This is a genomic window from Vibrio sp. WZ-1 (genome assembly GCF_052037695.1).
GTDB lineage: Bacteria > Pseudomonadota > Gammaproteobacteria > Enterobacterales > Vibrionaceae > Vibrio.
Map to the genome: position 1 here is coordinate 277,310 of NZ_JBQEQR010000085.1, position 23,005 is coordinate 300,314.

Consider the following 23,005-nt stretch of genomic DNA (forward strand, 5'->3'; position numbering starts at 1 on the left):
TATCGAATCTTGCACAGGGACAAAGCAATGCAAACACAACGCTTAAGAATCGCAATTCAGAAAAAAGGCCGCCTAAGTAAAGAGAGCCAAGCTCTACTGAAGAAGTGTGGCGTGAAATTCAACGTAATGGGTGAGCGTCTAGTGGTTCACTCAGAGAACATGCCAATTGATTTGCTTTTGGTTCGTGACGACGACATCCCTGGTCTGATTATGGATGGCGTAGTTGACCTAGGCTTTATCGGTGAAAATGAATTAGAAGAAGTTCGTTTAGATCGTAAAGCGTTGGGTGAACCATATGAATTTGTTCAACTTCGACGTCTTGATTTCGGTGGTTGCCGTTTGTCTATCGCGATTGACAAAGACGAAGAGTACAACGGTCCTCAAGACTTAGCTGGCAAACGTATCGCCACTACTTATCCTCAACTTTTAAAAGCTTACATGGATGAAGTAGGTGTTCCATTTTCAACTTGTATGCTGACAGGCTCTGTAGAAGTCGCACCTCGTGCGGGTCTGGCTGATGCTATCGCTGACTTGGTTTCTACGGGGGCAACATTAGAGGCGAATGGGTTGAAGGAAGCTGAAGTTATTTTCAAATCCAAAGCGACTCTAATTCAACGCAAAGGCGAGTTTGATGCAGACAAAGTCGCGCTAATCGAAAAGCTGCTGACGCGTATGCAAGGCGTGCAGCAAGCGAAAGAGTCTAAATACATCATGCTACATGCACCAGCTGAGAAGCTAGACCAAATTAAATCTCTGCTTCCTGGTGCGGAAGACCCGACTGTATTACCTCTGTCTGCTGACAAGCAAAAAGTTGCGGTTCATTTGGTAAGTACTGAAAACCTGTTCTGGGAAACCATGGAACAACTAAAAGAACTGGGTGCAAGCTCAATTCTAGTACTACCAATTGAAAAAATGATGGAGTAATCGCAATGAGAACAGTTGTATGGCAATCGCTGAGTGAAACTCAACAAGACTCGATTCTAGAACGTCCTGCAATCGCAGAAGGTGCTAACATCACTGCTGCGGTTTCTGAAGTAATCGCAAAAGTCCGCAAAGAGGGTGATGCTGCGTTATTGGAGCTGACTGAGAAGTTTGACCGTGTGAAGCCGGAGTCCATTCGTGTATCGGCTCAAGAAATCGATGAAGCGTCATCGCGCCTTTCAGAAAATATGAAGAGCGCATTAGAGCAAGCGTATGAAAACATCACTAAGTTTCACAAAGCGCAGAAGCCACAACCAATCAAAGTTGAAACTCAACCGGGTGTAGTGTGTGAGCAGGTAACACGCCCAATTCAAAAAGTGGGTTTGTACATTCCCGGCGGTAGTGCGCCATTGCCATCGACTGTTTTGATGCTTGGTGTCCCTGCAAAAATTGCAGGCTGTCGTAAAGTGGTGCTTTGTTCTCCACCACCAATAGCTGACGAGATCCTTTATGTAGCAAAACTGTGTGGCATTGATGAAGTGTACAACGTCGGTGGTGGTCAAGCCGTTGCTGCAATGGCTTATGGAACAGAAACCGTATCTAAAGTTGATAAGATCTTTGGCCCTGGTAATGCTTACGTAACAGAAGCGAAGCGTCAGGTAAGCAACGATTTTCGTGGCGCAGCGATTGATATGCCAGCAGGCCCATCGGAAGTGCTAGTGATTGCCGATGAAACGGCAGACCCAGATTTCATTGCAGCAGATCTTCTAAGCCAAGCAGAGCACGGACCAGACTCTCAAGTGGTTTTGGTGACCCCTTCTCCGGTGATTGCGGATCAAGTGACGGATGCGGTTCAACGTCAGCTTAAAGAGTTATCTCGTGCGGACATCGCTGAACAAGCATTGGCGTCAAGCTTGATCATCATTGCTGAGTCTCTCACTCAATCTATTTCGATTTCAAATTACTACGGTCCTGAGCACTTGATTGTTCAGACTAAGAACCCACGCGAGCTTCTACCTCTATTAGATAACGCAGGTTCTATCTTCCTCGGTGATTGGTCGCCTGAATCAGCCGGTGATTACGCATCGGGTACGAACCACGTTCTTCCTACTTATGGTTACACTCGTACTTATTCAAGCTTAGGTTTAGCGGACTTTTCTAAGCGTATGACGGTTCAAGAGCTGTCTGCTGATGGTCTAAAGAACCTTGCACCTACAGTGGTAACCATGGCTGAAGCGGAGGGCTTGGATGCACACAAACGTGCAGTGACAATTCGTACTGAGAAATTAACCCGTGTAGAAAAACTGGCCGCTAAGTAAGAGGACAATGAGATGGAAAAGCTAGCGCGTAAACAAGTCCAACAACTTACCCCTTATTTATCGGCTCGCCGAATTGGTGGTACCGGTGACGTATGGCTAAATGCCAACGAATCACCATTCAACAATGAATACAAAACAGACTTTGCTCGTCTTAATCGTTACAGCGAATGCCAGCCAAAAGAACTGATTTCTGCTTATGCAGCCTATGCGGGTGTGGAACCAGAACAAACGCTGACTTCTCGCGGCGCAGATGAAGGTATTGAGCTACTGATTCGTGCTTTCTGTGAGCCGGGTGAAGATGCGATTCTATACTGTCCACCGACTTACGGTATGTACGCCATCAGCGCAGAAACCATTGGTGTAGAGCGTAAAACCGTGCCGTTAACGTCAGATTGGCAACTAGACCTTGCAGGCATCGAAGCCAATCTGGATAACGTGAAACTGGTTTTTGTATGTTCGCCAAACAATCCAACAGGGAATTTGGTTAAGCGTGAAGATATTGTCTCTCTACTTGAGATGACAAAAGACCGAGCAATCGTGGTGATGGATGAAGCGTACATTGATTTTTGTCCAGAAGCGTCAACGGTAGATTTACTGGCGCAGTATCCGAATCTCGCAATTCTTCGTACTCTGTCGAAAGCTTTTGCGCTTGCTGGTCTGCGTTGTGGATTTACGCTTGCGAACGAAGAGCTGATTAATGTACTTCTTAAAGTTATCGCACCATATCCAGTACCGGTTCCAGTGGCAGAAATTGCTACTCAAGCGCTGTCTGAAGCAGGTCTAGCGCGAGCGAAATTCCAAGTTCTCGACTTGAATGCAAACCGAGCTTACTTACAAGTTGGTTTGTCAATGATTCCGGGTTTGGAAGTCTTTGAAGGATGGGGCAACTACCTATTGGTGAAATTCCCAGATGGCGATGGGCTTTTCAAAGCCGCTTGGGAGACGGGTATTATTTTGCGTAACTCGCCAATCGAAAACTGTGTGCGTATCAGTGTGGGTAACCGCGACGAGTGCGAAAAAACACTCGGGTTTATCAGAAACTACTACTCATAAGTATAAAAAGTATTTATCGCTCTCGCTCAATAGCGGGAGCGCCAAAAAGAATAGCAATAAGGAAGTTCGAGTGAGCAAACAACAAAAAATCCTTTTTATCGACCGTGATGGCACCTTAATTGTTGAGCCGCCAGTTGATTTTCAAGTAGACCGATTAGATAAGCTAAAACTAGAGCCATTTGTTATCCCAAGCCTGTTGTCGTTGCAGGATGCAGGATACCGCCTAGTGATGGTCACTAACCAAGATGGTTTAGGTACCGACAGCTACCCACAAGCAGACTTTGATGCACCACACAACATGATGATGGAGATCTTTGAATCTCAAGGTGTGAAGTTTGATGACGTGCTGATTTGTCCTCACTTCGATGAAGATAACTGTTCTTGCCGTAAACCTAAGTTGGGGATGGTGAAAGAGTATCTTCAAGGTGGCAAGGTTGATTTCCAAAACTCTGTTGTGATTGGTGACCGTCAAACCGATCTTCAACTTGCAGAAAACATGGCAATTCGTGGCATTCAATACAACCCAGAAACCATGGGTTGGAAACAGATCTTGAAAGATCTAACTGTGAAGGCACGCGTTGCTGAAGTGATTCGTACCACGAAAGAAACGGACATCAAAGTTGCGGTGAACCTTGATGAGCAAGGCGGCAATGACATCTCTACAGGTCTTGGCTTCTTTGACCACATGCTGGATCAAATCGCGACGCACGGCGGATTCCAGATGGTGTGCAAAGTGGAAGGTGATCTTCACATTGATGACCACCATACGGTAGAAGATACCGCTCTTGCTTTGGGTCAAGCATTGAAAGAAGCACTGGGTGACAAACGTGGTATTGGTCGCTTTGGCTTCAGTCTTCCTATGGATGAGTGTTTGGCACAATGTGCACTAGACCTATCTGGTCGTCCTTACCTTAAGTTCGACGCGCAGTTCAGCCGTGAGCAAGTGGGTGACCTTTCAACAGAGATGGTGGTTCACTTCTTCCGTTCTCTGACTGACACTCTAGCGTGTACGCTGCATCTTTCTTCTGCGGGCAACAATGATCACCACATCATTGAAAGTTTGTTTAAAGCGTTTGGTCGTACTCTGCGCCAAGCAATCAAAGTAGAAGGCACTGAGCTACCAAGTAGTAAAGGCGTGCTTTAAGGCTAACGTTAGCAAGGAGAAAAACAGTGACAGAACAGAAAGTTGTCATTATCGATACTGGCTGTGCCAACGTCTCTTCGGTGAAGTTTGCCATTGAACGCCTAGGCTATGACGTAACTATTTCAAAAGATCCACAAGTGGTATTGTCGGCTGACAAGTTATTCCTTCCTGGCGTGGGCACCGCCAGCGAAGCGATGAAGAATCTAGAAGAGCGTGATCTGATCAGCTTGGTAAAACAAGTAGAGAAGCCGCTGCTAGGTATCTGTTTAGGTATGCAACTGTTAGGCAAAATGTCTCAAGAGAAAGGGCAGAAAGCAGACGAGTTAGTCGAGTGTCTTGGACTTTGTGACGGTGAAGTGAAGTTGCTACAAACTGGTGATTTGCCGCTGCCGCATATGGGTTGGAACACGGTGTCAGCAAAAGCAGGTGACCCACTGTTCAAAGGTATTGAAGAAGGTGAGTACTTCTACTTCGTACACAGCTTTGCAATGCCAGTTGGGGATTACACGATTGCTGAATGTGAATACGGCACCCCGTTCACAGCAGCAGTACAAAGCGGCAACTACTACGGTGTGCAGTTCCACCCTGAGCGTTCTTCAAAAGCGGGCGCGAAGCTTATTCAAAACTTCTTAGAATTATAAAAGGGATTTAGTGTGATTATTCCAGCTCTTGATTTAATTGAAGGACAGGTGGTTCGCCTTTATCAAGGTGATTACGGCCAAGTAACCGAATACAAAGTTGACCCAGCAGAGCAGTTCAACTTGTACCACCAAGCAGGTGCCAACTGGCTACACTTAGTGGATTTAACTGGCGCGAAAGACACGACAGCACGCCAGCTTGATTTGATAGCAAAGCTATTAGCAAGTACGCCAGCTAACATCCAAATCGGTGGTGGTGTGCGTACAGAGCAAGACGTGATTGATCTGTTAGAAGCCGGTGCTCAACGTGTTGTCGTTGGTTCTACAGCAGTAAAACAGCCAGAGCTTGTGAAAGGTTGGATGGAAAAATACGGTGCTGAAAAAATCGTTTTAGCGCTAGACATCAACATCGATCAAGACGGCACGCGTAAGGTAGCGATCTCTGGTTGGCAAGAAGATTCAGGCGTGACTATCGAAGCTCTGATCAACGATTATCTAACGGTAGGTCTACAGCACGTGCTGTGCACGGACATTTCTCGTGACGGTACGCTAGAAGGTTCAAACGTTGAGCTTTACGTCGACCTATGTAAACAATACCCACAAGTGCAATTCCAATCTTCAGGTGGCATCGGCTCGTTAGCGGATATCGAAGCACTAAAAGGTAGCGGTGTTGCTGGCGTGATTGTCGGTCGTGCACTGTTAGATGGTAAGTTCACAGCAGAGGAGGCATTTGCATGTTGGCAAAGCGAATAATTCCATGTCTTGATGTTCGTGATGGGCAAGTGGTGAAGGGCGTTCAGTTCCGTAACCACGAAATCATTGGCGACATTGTTCCTCTGGCACAGCGTTATGCGGAAGAAGGCGCTGACGAGCTTGTGTTTTACGATATTACCGCTTCAAGTGATGGGCGTGTTGTCGATAAAAGCTGGGTCGCTCGCGTTGCTGAAGTGATTGATATTCCTTTTTGTGTCGCTGGTGGTATTAAATCAGCGGAAGACGCAGCACGCATTCTTGAGTTTGGTGCAGACAAGGTGTCTATCAACTCACCTGCACTGGCGAACCCTCAGTTGATTACTGACCTTGCTGATAAATTTGGTGTGCAATGTATTGTCGTTGGTATCGATTCATACTACGACAAAGAGACGGGCAAGTATCAGGTTTACCAGTTTACTGGTGATGAAGAACGCACCAAAGCGACCCAATGGGAAACGCGTGATTGGGTGCAAGAAGTACAAAAACGCGGCGCTGGTGAAATCGTACTGAACATGATGAACCAAGACGGCGTGCGTAATGGCTACGACATCGAACAACTGAATATGGTGCGCGAAGTATGTAACGTACCATTGATTGCATCGGGTGGTGCAGGTGCCATGGAGCACTTTGCAGAAGCCTACCAAAAAGCAAATGTGGACGGGGCGCTTGCCGCCTCGGTGTTCCACAAACAAGTCATCAATATTGGTGAGTTAAAGCAGTATTTGAAACAACAAGGCATTGAGGTACGACTATGAGTGTGAAAGCCGCCGAAGTAAGTTCGCTAGCTGAGCGAATCAACTGGGAAAAGGTGGACGGTCTGGTACCTGCCATCGTACAAGATTTCCAATCAAGCCAAGTGCTGATGATGGGTTACATGAACCAAGATGCGTTGGTAAAAACGGGCGAGACTGGTCAAGTGACGTTTTTTTCTCGTACCAAAGAGCGCCTTTGGACCAAGGGGGAAACCTCAGGCAATGTATTACAATTGGTGAACATGCAGCTCGATTGCGACAATGACACACTGCTAGTTAAGGTGAATCCAATTGGTCCAACTTGCCATACTGGAACAACAACTTGTTGGGATGGAGATCCGAAAGAGGAGTCGCAAATGGTGTGGCTTCATCAACTTGAGCAGCTACTGGCTGCCCGCAAGAGTGCCGACCCAGATTCCTCTTATACTGCCAGTCTTTATGCCCGTGGCACCAAGCGTATTTCGCAAAAAGTGGGCGAAGAAGGCGTTGAAGTCGCGCTTGCGGCGACGTCGGGCGATAAGGCGGAGTTAGTGTGTGAATCAGCAGATTTGATTTACCACTTAATGGTATTGCTTCAAGACCAAGGGCTATCGATGAATGACGTGGTGAACAAGTTGAAAGAGCGTCATAAATAAGCCTGTTATAGATAAATGAAAGCCCCTATGCTCTCGAGTCTAGGGGCTTTTTTAATTTAGTGTTCTTGATTCGAGGGAAAACCCGAAAACGGTGCTAGTGGCGATTAGATTCTGAATCACGCTCGTCCCTCGCTGTTGAGAATGACGGTATATTTTCTAACGGTATTTGAAGTAGAGTTATCTATTTCAAACGAAAGTACATATTCACGTTATTCCGACGAGCTTAGGTGAGATCAGGAACCTTATTAAAGCGAGCTCAACAAGCTAGGTGTGGATGCTCTACCCACAACACTTCTTAAACTTCTTACCGCTTCCACAGATACACGGATCGTTACGACCGACCTTTAGACTGCTCACTGGTTGGCTTAAGCGTGGATCTTGTTCCGGTTCTTCTTCTGGGAATGTGCCGTCAATATAGTACCAAAGCCCGTCTTCTTTCAGGAAACGAGAACGTTCTGTCATACAGTAGCGTTTGCCGTCTTCATCAAAGTAAGCGCTAAACTCGACAAAGCCTTCATTCTCGTTAGTGCCAGACTCTGCTTTTACTACTTCAAGTTTGCACCAATCACTGTCGATGGACTGGGCAATACCCTCGCGTTGCTCTTCTGCGTTACAGCTTGGGTGATACGTGTTTACCACGTAATCCACTAAACCTAATACATGCGCACTGTAGCGAGAGCGCATCAACTGCTCTGGTGTGGTGACGTCTGCATGGTTGTTGTGGGCAATTTCACAACACTGTTGGTAGGTGCGGTTAGAGCCGCAAGGACAAGAAGAAGCCATAGAATGAAATCTCGATTAATTAAGCGGTAAAAACAAACAGCCTCACATGAGTGAGGCTGGTGGGGTATTATAGCTATTTAGGGCGTTTGAGACAGCAGTTCTTGAGCCCATGCTGTTGATTGGTTGAACGCTTTGGCTAACTGGGGTTCCGTCAGTTTGAGTGCGCTACAGTATTTCTCTGTCGTTTCCCAATCCGCTTTTTCGTAGGCGATGATCATCGACAGCAGATAGCCAAGTATGCCTTTTCTACTTGTCAAAGCCGTTTTGATGTCCTCATCGACAGGAATGTCTTCAATTACATCCACTAGAGGTTGGTCTAGTAACGAGTCCAGCAATGAAAACATACCAGTTAGGAATGCTTGACCGGGATCGTACTTAGTGTTCATTTGGCTCAGCAGTATCTCGCACATACGTGCACGCTGAATGGCTAAAGAGTAGAGGGAATCTGGTTTGTCTTCATGTACAGAAGCAATGGCGACGAGCGATATAAATCGTCTTAAACGGTCTTCTCCTAAATACACTAACGCTTGTCTAAACGACTTCAATTTAGTCGTCAGTGTGTAGCCTGAGTTGACGTAAGTCATTAGCTTGTAGGACAAGGTCACATCGATAGAAAACAGTCGCTCCACTTCATTGAAATCAATTGGCTTATCAGCAATCTCTTTACACAGTTGAATTACCGTCAAAAAAGCAGGATTCAAACGCTTTTTCTGAATCATTTCCGGTTTGCTAAAGAAGTAGCCTTGAAAGTAATTGAATCCGGCATCTAGCGCTTGTTCAAATTCCTCGTAGGTTTCTACTTTTTCAGCGAGAAACTCAATATCTAGGTGATTGAGCGCACGAATAAATATCGATGCTTTTTCAATAGGTACAACCCTGATATCAAATTTAATGATCGAAACAAAAGGTAAGAAGCGCTTCCAAGCTTTAGTGGGAACAAAATCGTCTAAAGCAACGCGATATCCAGAAGAGTGCAAATGCTTTATCGCTTTTAGTAGCTCGTCACTTGGTTCGCAATCTTCAAGGACTTCAACAACTAAAGATTCTTTCGGGAAAAGAGTCGGAACAAGGTTCACTAGACTTTGATAAGGGAAGTTCACAAAGCCAAGTTTGTCGCCTAAAGTGCTGTAATGAGTTGATAAGAAATGATCAGACAGTAAACGACTAGTAGCCAGCTCTGGTTCTACTTCTGGAAAGGTATTTTTTGGCCCATCACGAAAGAGAAGTTCATAACCGATAGTTTTCTTTTCTCTATCAAGAATAGGTTGGCGAGCTACATACGAATACTTCAATGCGGTACTTTATTCTGTTAAATCTATTAGTAATGATAATAACGAGTTTTCACAAAAGATCTATGGGTTATACGTCAATCTTAAACATCAAACTGGCACATTGTTGAAATTACGTGCGAAAAGGCCGATTTTGTAGGGTGAATTCTTCAGAATTTATTGATAAAACCGAGCCTTGCGTATACCAGTCCCCAAGAACTATACGAGTGTTTTTAACACCATTTAGGTCAAAAATATGTGTGTTTGGGCGATGAGTGTGACCATGAATCATAAGATTGACGCAATTTTGAGACATGACTCGTTCAACTTCGCTTTGGTTTACGTCCATGATATCGAGTGACTTATTTTTTTTGTCGTCTCTAATGTCAGATTGAACCTTCGTAACAATTCGTTTCTTAACGAACCAAGGAATACGATTAAATAACCACTGAAGCCAAGGCTGATGAACCGTTTTGCGAAACTCTTGATACTTCACATCATCGATACAAAGTGTATCACCATGAAGTATTACGGCTTTTTGGCCATAGAGATCAATAGTGCAAACGTCATCGAGTAGTGTTACGCCAGTTTCTTTGCAAAAGCGTTTGCCAAGTAGAAAATCTCGATTGCCTTGGATGAAAAATACGGGGATACCAGCATCCGTGAGAGTTTTAAATTCTGCGCGGATTTGGTCAGCAAAAGGGGTGTCATCATCATCGCCAATCCAGAATTCGAAGAGATCGCCGAGTACATAAAGAGCCTCAGATTGAATCGCTTCTGTTCGCATAAAAGTCACGAAACATTCAGTGATGTCCGGTCGTGACGGGGCAAGATGAAGATCAGATATAAATAATGTTGTCATAGAAATAAGGGGAAGCAATGCCTCCCCACTAGCTTATCTCTTGATTGTAATTCTAAAGAATTACTCTTCGATTGTCGTACCAGTGATCAGTACGTCTTCTAGAGGTACGTCTTGGTGCATGCCGTAAGAACCAGTGCTAACGCCTTTGATCTTGTTAACGATGTCCATGCCTTCTACTACTTCACCGAATACACAGTAACCCCAACCGTCTAGGCTTTCGCTACGGAAGTCTAGGAATGTGTTGTTGTTTACGTTGATGAAGAACTGAGAGCTTGCTGAATGCGGCTCCATAGTACGAGCCATAGCAAGTGTACCCACTTTGTTGCTAAGGCCGTTGTTTGCTTCGTTCTTGATTGGCGCACGTGATGCTTTTTCACGTAGACCAGACTCCATACCACCACCTTGGATCATGAAGCCGTCAATAACACGGTGGAAAAGAGTGTTGTCGTAGAAACCGTCTCGGCAGTACTGAAGAAAGTTTGCGCTTGTCTCTGGCGCTTTCTCTTCGTTTAGTTGAATCTTGATGTCACCAAAATTAGTGTGAAGGGTGATCATGCTACTTTCCTTTACTGTGTTGTATTGAAACTGGGATTCTAGCCTAAGTTAATACGCATGGAAAACTCAGGACAATGAAAATAAACGTTTTGTGCTTGAAGTTTAGCCGATTATCGTTTTATCCGTGAAATGCTATTACCTAATAAGGTCTGAGTTGTTATACTCGGCGTTCTTGTTATCCACTCACAATCATAGATAGAGATCATGTTAAAGATATATAACACACTCACAAGACAGAAAGAGGAATTCAAACCAATTACAGCCGGCAAAGTTGGCATGTATGTCTGTGGAGTTACCATCTACGATCTCTGTCATATCGGTCACGGTCGTACTTTCGTTTCTTTCGATGTGGTTTCTCGTTACCTACGTTACCTTGGTTACGACCTAACGTTTGTACGTAACATCACTGATATCGATGACAAAATCATCAAACGTGCAGCAGAAAACGGTGAGTCTTGTGATTCACTCACTGAGCGTCTGATTGGTGAAATGCACGCTGACTTTGATGCACTGAACATGAAACGCCCTGACGTTGAGCCTCGTGCGACTCAGTTCATCGCTGAAATCGTTGAATTGGTTGAAAAGCTAATCGAGCGCGGTTTTGCTTACGTTGCGGATAACGGTGACGTAATGTTTGAAGTAGGTAAGTTCAACGAATACGGTAAGCTTTCTAAGCAAGATCTTGATCAGCTTCAAGCTGGTGCGCGTGTTGATATCGAAACTGCAAAACGAAGCCCGCTAGATTTTGTACTTTGGAAAATGTCTAAGCCAGGCGAACCTACATGGGAATCACCATGGGGTCCTGGTCGCCCAGGTTGGCACATCGAGTGTTCTGCAATGAACTCTTCAATCCTTGGCAACCATTTTGACATTCACGGTGGCGGTTCTGACCTTCAGTTCCCACACCACGAGAACGAAATTGCCCAATCATGCTGTGCACACGACACACAATACGTGAACACATGGATGCACAGCGGCATGGTGATGGTAGACCGTGAGAAAATGTCTAAGTCTCTAGGCAACTTCTTCACTATCCGTGACGTTCTTGGCCATTACGATGCTGAGACGGTTCGTTACTTCCTTATGTCTGGTCACTACCGTAGCCAACTGAACTACAGCGAAGATAATCTAAACCAAGCTCGCGCTTCTCTTGAGCGCCTTTACACATCTCTGCGTGGTCTAGATTTAAATACAGCACCTGCTGGTGGTGAAGAGTATGTATCTCGCTTTACTGCAGCGATGAATGACGATTTCAATACTCCAGAAGCTTACTCAGTGCTGTTTGATATGGCGCGTGAAGTAAACCGTCTGAAAACAGAAAACCTAGAAAAAGCGAGTGAGCTAGGTGCGCTAATGCGTGAGCTAGCAGAAGTGATTGGTATTCTTCATCAAGATCCAGAAGCTTTCCTTAAAGGTGATGCTGGTAATGATGATGAAGTGGCGGAAATTGAAGCACTTATCAAGCTGCGTAATGACTCTCGTGCATCAAAAGACTGGGCAAACGCTGACATGGCGCGCGATAAGCTGACTGAAATGGGTATCGTTCTAGAAGACGGGCCGGAAGGTACTACGTGGCGTCGTAAATAACGATTGAATCTTAAAAAGGGGCTGATGATTCAGCCCTTTTCTTTACAAGCTTTTATAAATTCTAAACTTTAACGAAGGTAGTGCTCTGTGGCTCAGATGTATTTCTATTACTCGGCAATGAACGCGGGTAAATCGACAACTCTTCTTCAATCTTCATTCAACTACCAGGAACGTGGTATGACGCCAGTGATTTTCACAGCGGCGTTAGATGACCGTTACGGTGTAGGAAAAGTAAGCTCTCGTATTGGTTTGCAATCAGACGCGCATTTGTTCCGTCCAGATAGCAATCTTTACCAAGAAATCGCAGCGCTGCATGAAGTAGAAAAGCGTCACTGTATTCTTATCGATGAGTGTCAGTTCTTATCGAAAGAGCAGGTTTATCAACTAACCGAAGTGGTTGATAAATTGCATATTCCTGTACTTTGCTATGGCCTTCGTACCGATTTTCTTGGCGAACTTTTTGAAGGCAGTAAGTACTTGCTATCTTGGGCGGATAAGTTGGTAGAACTAAAAACCATCTGCCACTGTGGTCGCAAGGCAAACATGGTTATCCGTACTGATGAGCATGGTATTGCGATCAAAGAAGGTGACCAAGTTGCAATCGGCGGTAACGATCGTTATGTGTCGGTTTGTCGTCAGCACTACAAAGAAGCACTTGGTAAGTAAGCCAATCTATATAAGAGAAAGCCACCGCATTCGGTGGCTTTTTTATTGTGTTTTAATTTGAGTGGCTGAACAAATAACTACGCTAGACCAAGTTGAAACTTTTCTCTCAGTGCTTGATATGAAGATTCAACGTGAGCAGGAATTTCTTGCTCGGTTTGAAATCCTTTTTCCGGGTAGGTTTTCACGCGAGAAAAATCTTCCATTAGCGCTTCAAGCACCATCATTAATGGCATCTCTTCATTGATGTACTCAAAGAAAGGATGAGCGGTGGAAGTGACCTGAAGTTGTGAGTAGGGGGATTGCCATTGCTTTTCAAACGTTGCGATGGCTCGTCTTTCCATAAATGGTTTTTGAACTAGGATAAGAGAATCACACTCAATCCCTTTCTCTTTCAATAGCTGCTCGGTGAAACGAACGTTTTCGCCACTGTTACTTGATCGTGTCTCGACTAAAATTGCTTCACTTGGGACGCTCGCTAACCTTGCAATTTCTGCAAAGGTTTCGGCTTCGCTCTTCTCAAACAAACCATCAGTAAAACGTCCTTCACCACCAGAAAACACAATCAAAGGTGCAAGCTTTTGGTGGTAAAGCTTAGCGGCGTATTCGGCAACGCGTAGGTCATTACTGCACATTACAAATAGGCAGTTGGCAGGCTTTAGTTCATGCTTGAGTTGCATGTACTCCCACAAGGTTTCAATGTGTTGATAAAGCTTCATAGTGCATCTAGCGTTGAGTTGAATTGGAACTGGTAGCCAAGTGCGATAAGTTTGTCTGCAAGGATTCGTTTATCGGCGGTTTCGGTGACTGGCGGAAGGGCAATATCTAAATTACTTTTTGTAATAGCTGCTTGGTAAAACTCAGCTTTGCTGACGGTATTAGGCGTCGTGGCGTTCACTACTTCGTTGTCTATTTGATTGAGCGCGAAAGCCGTCGCGGCGACAGCGTCACTTTGATGCACCATGTTGGCTGGCGCTTTACTGCTCACTTGTTTTAAGCGCAACGCAAAACGGGAAGGGTGGCGATCAGAGCCAATCAGGCCACTACAACGAACGATGGCATAGTTGATACCCGAATCAATCAAGTACTGTTCGGCTTGCAGCATGATACGAGCGTTTTCAGAAAAATGCGCATTATCTTGTGCTAAGGATAATGTCGCATCTTCTTCTTTCATATCGCCCGCTAGGTTTGGGTATACTGTTGTTGAGCTAACCATGAGCAGTTTAGTTACGCCACTTTGTTTGGCTGCGGAGACTAAACGTTGCCACTGCTGCGCATATTCTTCTCCGTTGCCCTTGCGAAAACCAGGAGGGAACGCGCCGACAATTCGCTCAACTTGGTGTTGTTTGATGATCTCAATGAGGTGTTGCTCAGAGTAAGAGTCATTGAGGTCGAGTTGAGCAGTGTCAATAGGGGAGTTTGTAAATTCATCCAATTTTGTTTGGCTACGGCGAGTGACCGTAACGTGATGTCCCTGTTCTGCAAGGGTTTTGGCAAGTGGAGTACCTAGCCAGCCTGCGCCTACGATCAATGTATTTGCCATCTATGAGTTCCTACTTCAGATCCTAATTACGACTCGAATAGGGTTTGTAATTCAAGCCTAGCTTGTTGATGTAGAGGATCGGAGTGCCATTTCTGATGTTGAATCAAGTCAATGTTGACTTGCCATGCCAGTTTTGTGAATTCTTCACCAATCTTAATCAGCGTATTAGGAGAGTGTGACACCAAATGATTAGGAAGAAAGCACCAGCCAAACCCCTTATTCGCCAGTTCCAATAAGATGTAATAGTTATCAGCGTACCAGATATCAGGACTCAGCGCCTGATTGATTCCACTCGTATCAGAACTCTTTGAACGAATAACCAATTGTCTATGCTGCTTTAATTCGTCGATATGGCGAATTTTCTTTGTCGCTAAAGGATGTTCTGAAGAGATAAAAACATCAAACCCAATATTACCGAGATTCGAGAAATCGATATTTTGTGGCATTTGCAGATCGCTAAGAATGATGCCTGTCGTTGCTCTTCCTGATTGAACGAGTTCGATGATGTCAGGACTTGAACCTGTTAAACATTCAACTTGTATATAGGGGAATTGTTGCTCGAGGTTTTTGAGTGCTTTGGGAAGGTTGGTAAGTGGAATTCCTTCATCAACCGCAAGGATGAACTGCGTTGCTTGCGGTGAAAACAATTGACAAGCCTTGTTATTCAGTCGGTCTAGCTGGCTGATGGTCGCTAGTGCATAAGGTAAAAGCTCGTGGCCTTTTGGGGTTAATTTGGGATAACGCCCGGAGCGATCGAATAAGTCGACGCCGCAGTCGAGTTCCATATTCATTATATGTTGGCTCACGACAGATTGAGCTCGACCTAGCTTTCTCCCGGCAGCAGAAAAAGATCCAGCTTCGGAGGTAGCAACAAAAGCCTGTAGTTGTTCAATAGTAAACATATCGTTTTTACCGATGGTATCTAACTTTTAGTCATCTTAATAATAGATAAAATGTCAGCCATTGAGTAGAACTATTTGGGCAAATCATCATGACTCGTAACGAACGTATTTTTCACGCAGTATTATTTGAAATGATTGCATTAGCGATCATTGTGCCAGTGACATCTTTGATCACAGGGCAGGGTTCAAGCGACTTAGCGGTCGTAGGAATCGGTTTGAGCCTTTACACGGTTGTGTGGAACTATATCTACAACCTTTACTTTGACAAATGGTTTGGTGCAAACCGAGAAGAACGAAGCTTGGCGATGCGCGTAGGGCATACGATTGGTTTTGAAGGAGGGTTGATCTTTATTACTATTCCGGTCATCGCGTGGTTTTTAAAAATTTCGTTATTGCAGGCATTAGCACTAGAAGCTGGCTTCTTAATCTTCTTCTTATTTTACGCAACAGGCTTTAACTGGGCTTACGACAAAATCCAACCATTTGGTAAAGTGAGAAAACTAATGGCTTAGAGATGATTCATTAAGCGATAAAAAAGCCACCCAAACGGTGGCTTTTTTGCTAGAAACGCGAGGCTTCGTTACTGCTATTCGGCACAAAGTACACGCAGGATTTTGTCAGCATACTCTGCGATTACGATGCCTTCATCGGTTAGATAACCACCATCAGGTTGAGTACAGAGCTGTTTTGCATACAGACGTGATACTGCTGCGTGCATCTCTTCAGATGCTTCTTTGTGAACTTTAATGCCAGTTGCTGCGCTACTTAGATCGAATTGAAGAAGCAGGTTCAGTTCAGCGATGTGGTCAGCAGAATATTTCATAGGTAATTCCTTCGTACTTTTTTATCCAAGCTAGTCTGAAAATTAATGTTGGGCAATAGAAATCCACTAGAAGTGTTAAGTGTAGCGCTATAGGGCTGATATAACGCGGGATTTTTATTCGATGGTAAACATACGATCAAAAAATACTTAATGGTTAAGGTAACAACTCATAGTTGAATTTTATCGATTACTGTCTCAGCAACAACAAATTTAGTAAACATATAAAATAGCCCTTGAAAAAGTCTGGAAATGGAGCGATTATCCGCGCCTCGTTAATTGTTTCTAAATGTTACACTTCCATGAACTTCAATCAGTTTGACTCACTCTTACCACCTCAGGCTGCTGAACGTGCCGCCGAAGTAGGTGTTGGCAAAGCGACTAAAGCCCCAATGAAGTCTTTCCTGCTGGCTATTTCAGCGGGTCTTCATATCGGGATCGCTTTCATTTTCTATACAACCGTTACCACTGGTGCGGGCGATATGCCTTGGGGTATTACTCGCTTAATCGGTGGTTTGGCTTTTAGTCTTGGTCTTATTCTAGTTGTGGTTACGGGTGGTGAGCTATTTACCAGTTCCGTACTTACGCTGGTTGCGCGTGCTAGCGGCAAGATTTCATGGAAAGCCTTGATGAAAAACTGGTTGGTTGTTTACTTCGGTAACATGGTTGGTGCGTTGCTGCTGGTAGTATGTATGTTGATCACTAAGCAGTACATGTTTGATGGTGGTCAAGTTGGTTTGAATGCGATGGCAATTTCGCAACACAAACTGCATCACGGCTTCTTCCAAGCGGTTGCGTTGGGTATCATGTGTAACGTATTAGTCTGCATCGCAGTATGGATGACGTTTAGCGGTCGAACACTGACAGACAAAATCGCGGTGATGATTCTACCAGTGGCAATGTTTGTATCGGCAGGCTTTGAGCACTGTATTGCGAACATGTTCCAAGTACCAATGGCAATTGGTATTAAGTACTTTGCGCCAGAATCGTTCTGGCAAATGACAGGTGCGAATATTGCTGACTACGCAGACCTGAACATGATGGGTTTCTTGATGAACAACCTGATCCCCGTAACGATTGGTAATATCATCGGTGGTGGTGTCTTTGTTGGTATGTGGTACTGGATGATCTACCTGCGTGATGAAGATAAGCACCTTAAGTAGGTTATGATTTCGAAGGCAAGCTGAGAAGCTTGCCTTTCTTTTATCTACGGTTTACTCAGAGTTGCTTTAAATCAGCTCTTCATTTGTGCCTAACTCGCTTGGTGTCCAGAGAGAAGTGACTTCTTCAGGATCTTGGATCAACCAGTCAACCTGTGCTTCTAACAGGGAATCACACCCCACCTCTTTTTTGATTCGCCAATCCATTATGAGTACTCCTTGTTTGGTTATTTTTGCACTTTAGAAGTAGTGGATTAAAGATCGATGACTAAACGGTGAATATTTGGGGGAGTTGGAATATCGGCTGAAATACAGATGTATGTTTCTAGTTGCCTATGGGTTTTGTAGGTTATCCACATTTTCTGTGGATAACCTGTCTTAAAGATCGTGAGTATCTTTTGAGGACGAGAAAAATGCATAAAAAGAGATGCTTAAGTAGCCAGCGGTTGGTCATATTTTGGCTTAATTTTTGTTGATAAACTTCACTTTCACCCGACCTTCCTTTGTTTGTACACAGCTCAATGTCATTTCTAACGTAATAGCGACGGACACGCTTAACATAACGAAAATCGCTAACATGATCACCAGTTGATATTTAATTGCCACCATCGGACTCGCACCGCCGAGGATTTGGCCTGTCATCATCCCTGGAAGCGTTACTAGACCAGTTGTTGCCATGGAAGCAAGGATAGGAGCTAGAGATTTACGCAACGCTTCTTGTAGGAAAGGGAAAGAAGCGTACTTAGGTGATGCACCTAAAGATATAGCGGCTTCGTATTCGGATTGTCGTTGCTCAAATGCAGTGAAGAGGTTTTGTAGGGCGACAATATTGCTACTTAAGCTATTGCCTAGCAGCATTCCAGCTAAAGGGATCATGTATTGAGCGCTGTAAAATGGTTCAGGTTTTACTAGCCCTAAGATAATCGCGGCGAGTAGAGGAAAGAGGCTGCAAGTCAGGCCAGTGATAAGAGGGATCATTAATGGTTTTTTGGGAAGATTCGCTTTGCCCACGATAGAACTAGCACCAACGATAACCATGGCTACCAACCAAAGTAAGTTAATGACTAAGCTGTTTAGTTTAAATAGATACTCAAGATAAACACCAACTAGAACTAACTGAATGATCATGCGGATGACGCTAGTAGCGGTGTCTTTCGCAATACCTAATTGATATCGAAAATTGATAGCTAGCGGAACAATGAGAATCAAACTAAAGAGTGCAAGTTCAAACCAATTAATATCAACAACTTGATTCATAAAAATTCCCCACTAAATGACGCTTTGATTTTAACGAAGCAGCGTTGGTTTATGAATCTTCAAGCCCCATTTTTTTTGAATCTAATCCTTAAAAGTCAATTCTAATACTTGATCTCTGATTAACATGTTCATTACAACCTTTTGCCTTTGGATGGAAAATGAGTGATTTAGTAGCACGCAAAAAACCGCAAATTTGTAAACTTTGTTCTCATGCTGTTATATCATTAACAAATTTGCAAAAGACTTATTTTTACACATCTATTAATATTTTTTAATAAAGAATATCAATCAAACACATATCCGGATGAGCTCAAAAAAGTATTGAATAACAAGGGTTGAAGTGTCGGATTTAATTGAACCTTACTATTAGTATGGTCTAACATTTTCCAATAGAGATTGTAAAAAAACTTAAGCTTGGTAAGACAAGTTTTCCATAACACTAGATACAAAACAGGCAAATGTATGAGTGATGTTAACAAAATTGAGAGTGGTGAAAAACGCTCACTGGAGTGGAAGTCTTTCCTCTTCATTGCAGTTGTTCTCTTCCCAATTCTGAGTGTGGCTTTCGTAGGTGGCTACGGATTTATTGTTTGGGCGCTGCAAGTGTTCTTCTTTGGTCCTCCTGGCGCACATGGCATGTAAGCCAGTGAGCTCATAACCACACTTTAGAAAAGATTTTAAGAGAGCAAATAATGAAATCATTAATCATTAAACTGTGGCGTACAATGACGCGCCCGGCAGTTCATATCAGCCTTGGTGTGCTGACTATGGGCGGTTTCATCGCTGGTGTTATTTTCTGGGGTGGCTTTAATACAGCCCTAGAAGCAACCAACACAGAAGAATTCTGTATTAGTTGTCACACAATGCGTGACAACGTATACGTAGAACTACAAGACACAGTGCACTGGAAAAACCACTCTGGTGTTCGTGCTACTTGTCCTGACTGTCACGTTCCACACAACTGGACAGATAAGATCGCTCGTAAAATGCAAGCGTCTAAAGAAGTATTTGCACAGGTATTTGGCAACTACGACGAACCAGGCGTTTTCGAAGAGCGTCGTATCGAACTTGCTAAACACGAATGGGATCGTTTCTCTGCAAACAAATCTCTAGAGTGTAAAAACTGTCATAACTATGAGTCTATGGACTTCGAGCAAATGTCTCCAACCGCTCGTATCCAAATGAAACAGGCTGCTGAAAAAGATCAAAGCTGTGTTGACTGTCACAAAGGTATCGCGCACAACCTACCAGCTGGTATGGACAGCATCGGTGGTATCGTTGGTGACCTTGAAGGTATGACTTCAAACACTAATTACGGTGTTGGTCAGGAACTAGTGAGTGTTCGTCACTTACCAATCTACTTCGACGACAAGGGTGCAAAAGAAGCGGGTCTACTAAACCCAGCGTCTACAGTGAAAGTAATTGAAGACAAAGGCGACTACGTTGAAATCGAAATCGATGGCTGGCGTAAAGCAAAAGGCTTCGGTCGTGTAATTCAAGAAGACTTCGGTAAGAACATTGCTGTTGCATCTCTACTGAAAGAAGCATCAACAGACGCTAATGTTGTTACTGCTGGTGAGAAGAAAGTTGATGAACTAACTGGTCTTCCTTGGGAGAAAGTTGCAGCGAAAGTATGGATCAAGAAAGAATCTATGCTAAACGACATCAACCCTATCTGGGAAAAATCGCAAGAAGCTTACAAAACTAACTGTTCTGTATGTCATACACAACCTGCTGAAGCGCACTTCGATGCGAACACATGGCCAGGTATGTTTGACGGCATGCTAGCGTTCGTAAACCTAGATACAGACAGTGAAGCACTGATCTTGAAGTACCTACAGAAGCACTCTTCAGATTATGCTGAAGGCCACCACTAATAAGCGTCGGATTGGAGTAAATTAAATGGCTATTACACGAAGAAGTTTTCTTAAAGGTGTAGCAACCACAAGTGCAGCGTCAGTTATCGGTCCAAGCTTATTGGCTTCAGCATCTGCAAATGCAGCTGAGAGCACTGGTACTTGGAAAGTAACAGGTTCACACTGGGGCGCGTTCCGCGCCCACATCTACGCGGGTAAGGTTCAAGAAATCAAGCCGCTAGAATTAGACCAGAACCCAACAGAAATGTTGAACGGCATCAAGGGCATCATTTACAGCCCATCACGTGTTCGTTACCCAATGGTTCGTCTAGATTGGCTGAAAAAACACAAATACAGCGCTGAGACGCGCGGTAACAACCGTTTTATCCGTGTAACTTGGGATGAGGCATTAGACCTCTTCTACCGCGAGCTAGAACGTGTTCAGAAAGAATACGGCCCATGGGCTCTACACGCAGGTCAAACCGGTTGGAACCAAACGGGTTCGTTCAACAACTGTACAGCACATATGCAACGTGCAGTAGGTATGCACGGTAACTTCATCACTAAAGTAGGTGACTACTCGACTGGTGCAGGTCAAACCATCATGCCTTACGTACTTGGCTCGACAGAAGTTTACGCACAAGGTACGTCTTGGTCTGAAATTCTAGAGAACTCAGACAACATCGTTCTTTGGGCTAACGATCCAGTGAAAAACCTACAAGTAGGTTGGAACTGTGAAACGCACGAGTCATTCAACTACCTAGCACAGCTGAAAGAAAAAGTAGCGAAAGGCGAGATCAATGTTCTTTCTGTAGACCCAGTTAAGAACAAGACTCAACGTTACTTAGAGAACGATCACCTGTACATCAACCCGATGACAGACGTTGCATTTATGCTAGCTGTCGCGCATGTACTGTACAACGAAGACCTATACGACAAGAAGTTCATCGAAACTTACTGTCTAGGCTTCAATGAGTTCATCCAGTACGTACAGGGCGAAACAAAAGATAAAGTTGTTAAAACTCCTGAATGGGCTGCACCTATTTGTGGTGTGAAAGCAGACAAGATTCGTGAGTTTGCACGCATGCTAGTGAACGGCCGTACACAGATCCTTATGGGTTGGTGTATCCAGCGTCAAGAGCACGGTGAGCAACCATACTGGGCAGCTGCAGTAGTTGCTGCAATGGTTGGTCAAATCGGTCTACCAGGTGGTGGTATTTCTTACGGTCACCACTACTCAAGTATCGGTGTTCCTTCAACTGGTTTTGCGGGCCCTGGTGGTTTCCCTCGTAACCTAGATCAAGGTATGAAACCGAAGTGGGACAACAACGACTTTAACGGTTTCAGCCGTACTATCCCTGTTGCTCGTTGGATCGACTGTCTGCTAGAACCAGGCAAAGAGATCAACTACAACGGCGGTAAAGTTAAGCTTCCAGACTTCAAGATGATGGTGATCTCGGGTTGTAACCCATGGCACCACCACCAAGATCGTAACCGCATGAAGCAAGCGTTCCAGAAGCTTCAAACGGTTGTGACGATTGAGTTCGCTTGGACTGCAACGTGTCGTTTCTCTGATATCGTGCTTCCTGCATGTACTCAGTGGGAACGTAATGACATCGACGTTTACGGTTCTTACTCGAACAAAGGTCTGATCGCTATGCATCGTCTAGTGGACCCATTGTTCCAATCTAAGCCAGACTTCCAAATCATGAGTGAACTGACTCAACGCTTTGGTCGTCGCGACGAGTACACTCGTGGCATGAGCGAAATGGAGTGGATCCAAAGCCTGTACAACGATTGTAAGAAAGCGAACGACGGTAAGTTCGAAATGCCAGAATTTAATGAGTTCTGGGAAAAGAGCGTATTAGACTTCGGTCAAGGTAAGCCTTGGGTTCGTCACGCTGACTTCCGTCAAGATCCAGAAATCAACCCACTGGGTACACCTTCTGGTTTCATCGAGATCACATCTCGTAAGATCGGTCGTTACGGTTACGAGCACTGTCAAGAACACCCAATGTGGTTCGAGAAATCAGAACGTTCACATGGTGGTCCTGGTTCAGACAAACACCCTTACTGGCTACAGTCTTGCCACCCAGACAAGCGTCTGCATTCTCAGATGTGTGAATCTGAAGACTTCCGCGCAACTTACGCTGTTCAAGGTCGTGAGCCTGTATACATCAACCCAATTGATGCAAAAGCGAAAGGCATCAAAGACGGTGACTTGGTACGCGTATTTAACGACCGCGGTCAGCTTCTTGCTGGTGCTGTACTTACTGACAGCTACCCACGTGGTGTTATCCGTATCGAAGAAGGTGCGTGGTACGGTCCTCTAAACGAGAAAGTCGGTGCAATCTGTACTTACGGTGATCCTAACACACTAACTCAAGACATCGGTTCTTCTGAGCTAGCACAGGCGACTTCTGCGAACACATGTATCGTAGACTTCGAGAAGTTCACTGGTAAGGTTCCACCAGTTACTTCGTTTGGTGGTCCAATCGAAGTTGCTTAATTCGGCACACTAAGCTTTAAATGAA

25 protein-coding genes are annotated in these 23,005 nt (G+C 44.5%); 15 read left to right on the forward strand and 10 right to left on the reverse strand.

The genetic code is table 11. The features are described from left to right. Positions 1-27: 27 nt before the first annotated feature. From hisG to hisIE, 8 genes are all read left to right on the forward strand, one after another. A complete protein-coding gene (gene hisG / locus ACTS60_RS21995) occupies positions 28-924 on the forward strand; it encodes an ATP phosphoribosyltransferase (protein ID WP_440889977.1) in 897 nt (298 codons plus the stop codon). Positions 925-929: 5 nt separating this feature from the next. Continuing rightward, positions 930-2,240, forward strand: coding sequence for a histidinol dehydrogenase (hisD, locus tag ACTS60_RS22000; protein WP_263257918.1), 1,311 nt, complete (start codon positions 930-932; stop codon positions 2,238-2,240). A 12-nt stretch (positions 2,241-2,252) separates the two neighbouring features. Beyond that, on the forward strand, positions 2,253-3,293 hold the full coding sequence (gene hisC, locus ACTS60_RS22005) for a histidinol-phosphate transaminase (RefSeq protein WP_263257917.1): 1,041 nt from the start codon (positions 2,253-2,255) through the stop codon (positions 3,291-3,293). A 70-nt stretch (positions 3,294-3,363) separates the two neighbouring features. After that, positions 3,364-4,437: a bifunctional histidinol-phosphatase/imidazoleglycerol-phosphate dehydratase HisB gene (hisB, locus tag ACTS60_RS22010; RefSeq protein ID WP_440889978.1), complete on the forward strand. Its 1,074-nt coding sequence runs from the start codon at positions 3,364-3,366 to the stop codon at positions 4,435-4,437. A gap of 26 nt (positions 4,438-4,463) precedes the next feature. Further along, complete coding sequence (gene hisH / locus ACTS60_RS22015) at positions 4,464-5,078, forward strand: imidazole glycerol phosphate synthase subunit HisH (protein WP_440889979.1); 615 nt, start codon at positions 4,464-4,466, stop codon at positions 5,076-5,078. Positions 5,079-5,090: 12 nt separating this feature from the next. After that, positions 5,091-5,828, forward strand: a complete 738-nt coding sequence (hisA, locus tag ACTS60_RS22020) for a 1-(5-phosphoribosyl)-5-[(5-phosphoribosylamino)methylideneamino]imidazole-4-carboxamide isomerase (RefSeq protein ID WP_005390889.1) — start codon at positions 5,091-5,093, stop codon at positions 5,826-5,828. Continuing rightward, positions 5,810-6,583: an imidazole glycerol phosphate synthase subunit HisF gene (gene hisF, locus ACTS60_RS22025; RefSeq protein ID WP_004749837.1), complete on the forward strand. Its 774-nt coding sequence runs from the start codon at positions 5,810-5,812 to the stop codon at positions 6,581-6,583. The genes hisA and hisF overlap by 19 nt, the downstream gene beginning before the upstream one ends. After that, positions 6,580-7,215 carry a bifunctional phosphoribosyl-AMP cyclohydrolase/phosphoribosyl-ATP diphosphatase HisIE gene (gene hisIE / locus ACTS60_RS22030; protein ID WP_440889980.1) on the forward strand — a complete coding sequence of 212 codons (636 nt, stop codon included), beginning with the start codon at positions 6,580-6,582 and terminating at the stop codon, positions 7,213-7,215. The genes hisF and hisIE overlap by 4 nt, the downstream gene beginning before the upstream one ends. A 279-nt stretch (positions 7,216-7,494) precedes the next feature. On the opposite strand, the gene ACTS60_RS22035 is transcribed toward hisIE, so the two are convergent. The 4 genes from ACTS60_RS22035 to ACTS60_RS22050 form a co-directional block, all read right to left on the reverse strand. Then, positions 7,495-7,998 (reverse strand): YchJ family protein, encoded by a 504-nt coding sequence (locus ACTS60_RS22035; protein ID WP_440889981.1) that lies wholly within the window; start codon positions 7,996-7,998, stop codon positions 7,495-7,497. 77 nt (positions 7,999-8,075) lie between these two features. After that, a complete protein-coding gene (locus ACTS60_RS22040; RefSeq protein ID WP_440889982.1) occupies positions 8,076-9,290 on the reverse strand; it encodes an EAL and HDOD domain-containing protein in 1,215 nt (404 codons plus the stop codon). Positions 9,291-9,399: 109 nt separating this feature from the next. Beyond that, positions 9,400-10,128: a UDP-2,3-diacylglucosamine diphosphatase gene (gene lpxH, locus ACTS60_RS22045; RefSeq protein WP_440889983.1), complete on the reverse strand. Its 729-nt coding sequence runs from the start codon at positions 10,126-10,128 to the stop codon at positions 9,400-9,402. Positions 10,129-10,188: 60 nt separating this feature from the next. Continuing rightward, positions 10,189-10,683, reverse strand: coding sequence for a peptidylprolyl isomerase (locus ACTS60_RS22050; protein ID WP_162046758.1), 495 nt, complete (start codon positions 10,681-10,683; stop codon positions 10,189-10,191). Positions 10,684-10,887: 204 nt separating this feature from the next. Here ACTS60_RS22050 and cysS point away from each other — a divergent pair, with 204 nt between their 5' ends. Together cysS and ACTS60_RS22060 are read left to right on the forward strand one after the other, a co-directional pair. Continuing rightward, a complete protein-coding gene (cysS, locus tag ACTS60_RS22055; RefSeq protein WP_440889984.1) occupies positions 10,888-12,270 on the forward strand; it encodes a cysteine--tRNA ligase in 1,383 nt (460 codons plus the stop codon). An 87-nt stretch (positions 12,271-12,357) separates the two neighbouring features. Continuing rightward, positions 12,358-12,936, forward strand: a complete 579-nt coding sequence (locus ACTS60_RS22060; protein ID WP_440889985.1) for a thymidine kinase — start codon at positions 12,358-12,360, stop codon at positions 12,934-12,936. Between the two features lie 77 nt (positions 12,937-13,013). Here ACTS60_RS22060 and ACTS60_RS22065 read toward each other — a convergent pair whose 3' ends face one another. Genes ACTS60_RS22065 through ACTS60_RS22075 form a run of 3 tightly spaced genes read right to left on the reverse strand, consistent with a single transcriptional unit; the run spans position 13,014 to position 15,378 of the window. Beyond that, positions 13,014-13,652: a YdcF family protein gene (locus ACTS60_RS22065; protein WP_440889986.1), complete on the reverse strand. Its 639-nt coding sequence runs from the start codon at positions 13,650-13,652 to the stop codon at positions 13,014-13,016. After that, on the reverse strand, positions 13,649-14,476 hold the full coding sequence (locus ACTS60_RS22070; protein WP_440889987.1) for an NAD(P)H-binding protein: 828 nt from the start codon (positions 14,474-14,476) through the stop codon (positions 13,649-13,651). Before ACTS60_RS22070 ends, ACTS60_RS22065 begins: the two co-directional genes overlap by 4 nt. Positions 14,477-14,502: 26 nt before the next feature. Next, positions 14,503-15,378 carry a LysR family transcriptional regulator gene (locus ACTS60_RS22075; RefSeq protein WP_440889988.1) on the reverse strand — a complete coding sequence of 292 codons (876 nt, stop codon included), beginning with the start codon at positions 15,376-15,378 and terminating at the stop codon, positions 14,503-14,505. 89 nt (positions 15,379-15,467) lie between these two features. Here ACTS60_RS22075 and ACTS60_RS22080 point away from each other — a divergent pair, with 89 nt between their 5' ends. Then, positions 15,468-15,890 carry a PACE efflux transporter gene (locus ACTS60_RS22080; RefSeq protein WP_440889989.1) on the forward strand — a complete coding sequence of 141 codons (423 nt, stop codon included), beginning with the start codon at positions 15,468-15,470 and terminating at the stop codon, positions 15,888-15,890. Positions 15,891-15,964: 74 nt separating this feature from the next. Here ACTS60_RS22080 and ACTS60_RS22085 read toward each other — a convergent pair whose 3' ends face one another. Continuing rightward, positions 15,965-16,201, reverse strand: a complete 237-nt coding sequence (locus ACTS60_RS22085) for a TIGR02647 family protein (protein WP_440889990.1) — start codon at positions 16,199-16,201, stop codon at positions 15,965-15,967. 299 nt (positions 16,202-16,500) lie between these two features. Between ACTS60_RS22085 and focA the strand changes: the two genes are divergently transcribed. Then, entirely contained in the window at positions 16,501-17,361 is an 861-nt protein-coding gene (focA, locus tag ACTS60_RS22090; protein WP_440889991.1) for a formate transporter FocA, read from the forward strand. A 66-nt stretch (positions 17,362-17,427) separates the two neighbouring features. Here the strand turns inward: focA and ACTS60_RS22095 are convergent, their stop codons facing one another. Beyond that, positions 17,428-17,565, reverse strand: a complete 138-nt coding sequence (locus tag ACTS60_RS22095) for a hypothetical protein (protein WP_440889992.1) — start codon at positions 17,563-17,565, stop codon at positions 17,428-17,430. A 255-nt stretch (positions 17,566-17,820) separates the two neighbouring features. Next, complete coding sequence (locus ACTS60_RS22100) at positions 17,821-18,615, reverse strand: ABC transporter permease (protein WP_440889993.1); 795 nt, start codon at positions 18,613-18,615, stop codon at positions 17,821-17,823. Between the two features lie 462 nt (positions 18,616-19,077). Here ACTS60_RS22100 and torE point away from each other — a divergent pair, with 462 nt between their 5' ends. The 3 genes from torE to torA are packed head-to-tail and all read left to right on the forward strand — an operon-like array spanning position 19,078 to position 22,980. Next, positions 19,078-19,257 (forward strand): trimethylamine N-oxide reductase system protein TorE, encoded by a 180-nt coding sequence (torE, locus tag ACTS60_RS22105; RefSeq protein WP_005450728.1) that lies wholly within the window; start codon positions 19,078-19,080, stop codon positions 19,255-19,257. Positions 19,258-19,307: 50 nt separating this feature from the next. Continuing rightward, on the forward strand, positions 19,308-20,492 hold the full coding sequence (gene torC / locus ACTS60_RS22110; protein ID WP_440889994.1) for a pentaheme c-type cytochrome TorC: 1,185 nt from the start codon (positions 19,308-19,310) through the stop codon (positions 20,490-20,492). Positions 20,493-20,517: 25 nt separating this feature from the next. Further along, on the forward strand, positions 20,518-22,980 hold the full coding sequence (gene torA / locus ACTS60_RS22115; RefSeq protein WP_440889995.1) for a trimethylamine-N-oxide reductase TorA: 2,463 nt from the start codon (positions 20,518-20,520) through the stop codon (positions 22,978-22,980). Positions 22,981-23,005: the final 25 nt, after the last annotated feature.

Excerpts from the sequence above, each read along its gene's own strand:
- hisG (WP_440889977.1), top strand. The coding sequence starts at position 28 with ATGCAAACACAACGCTTAAGAATCGCAATTCAGAAAAAAGGCCGCCTA.
- hisD (WP_263257918.1), top strand. The coding sequence starts at position 930 with ATGAGAACAGTTGTATGGCAATCGCTGAGTGAAACTCAACAAGACTCG.
- hisC (WP_263257917.1), top strand. The coding sequence starts at position 2,253 with ATGGAAAAGCTAGCGCGTAAACAAGTCCAACAACTTACCCCTTATTTA.
- hisF (WP_004749837.1), top strand. The coding sequence starts at position 5,810 with ATGTTGGCAAAGCGAATAATTCCATGTCTTGATGTTCGTGATGGGCAA.
- hisIE (WP_440889980.1), top strand. The coding sequence starts at position 6,580 with ATGAGTGTGAAAGCCGCCGAAGTAAGTTCGCTAGCTGAGCGAATCAAC.
- ACTS60_RS22035 (WP_440889981.1), bottom strand. The coding sequence starts at position 7,998 with ATGGCTTCTTCTTGTCCTTGCGGCTCTAACCGCACCTACCAACAGTGT.
- lpxH (WP_440889983.1), bottom strand. The coding sequence starts at position 10,128 with ATGACAACATTATTTATATCTGATCTTCATCTTGCCCCGTCACGACCG.
- ACTS60_RS22050 (WP_162046758.1), bottom strand. The coding sequence starts at position 10,683 with ATGATCACCCTTCACACTAATTTTGGTGACATCAAGATTCAACTAAAC.
- cysS (WP_440889984.1), top strand. The coding sequence starts at position 10,888 with ATGTTAAAGATATATAACACACTCACAAGACAGAAAGAGGAATTCAAA.
- ACTS60_RS22065 (WP_440889986.1), bottom strand. The coding sequence starts at position 13,652 with ATGAAGCTTTATCAACACATTGAAACCTTGTGGGAGTACATGCAACTC.
- ACTS60_RS22070 (WP_440889987.1), bottom strand. The coding sequence starts at position 14,476 with ATGGCAAATACATTGATCGTAGGCGCAGGCTGGCTAGGTACTCCACTT.
- ACTS60_RS22075 (WP_440889988.1), bottom strand. The coding sequence starts at position 15,378 with ATGTTTACTATTGAACAACTACAGGCTTTTGTTGCTACCTCCGAAGCT.
- ACTS60_RS22080 (WP_440889989.1), top strand. The coding sequence starts at position 15,468 with ATGACTCGTAACGAACGTATTTTTCACGCAGTATTATTTGAAATGATT.
- ACTS60_RS22085 (WP_440889990.1), bottom strand. The coding sequence starts at position 16,201 with ATGAAATATTCTGCTGACCACATCGCTGAACTGAACCTGCTTCTTCAA.
- focA (WP_440889991.1), top strand. The coding sequence starts at position 16,501 with ATGAACTTCAATCAGTTTGACTCACTCTTACCACCTCAGGCTGCTGAA.
- ACTS60_RS22095 (WP_440889992.1), bottom strand. The coding sequence starts at position 17,565 with ATGGATTGGCGAATCAAAAAAGAGGTGGGGTGTGATTCCCTGTTAGAA.
- ACTS60_RS22100 (WP_440889993.1), bottom strand. The coding sequence starts at position 18,615 with ATGAATCAAGTTGTTGATATTAATTGGTTTGAACTTGCACTCTTTAGT.
- torE (WP_005450728.1), top strand. The coding sequence starts at position 19,078 with ATGAGTGATGTTAACAAAATTGAGAGTGGTGAAAAACGCTCACTGGAG.
- torC (WP_440889994.1), top strand. The coding sequence starts at position 19,308 with ATGAAATCATTAATCATTAAACTGTGGCGTACAATGACGCGCCCGGCA.
- torA (WP_440889995.1), top strand. The coding sequence starts at position 20,518 with ATGGCTATTACACGAAGAAGTTTTCTTAAAGGTGTAGCAACCACAAGT.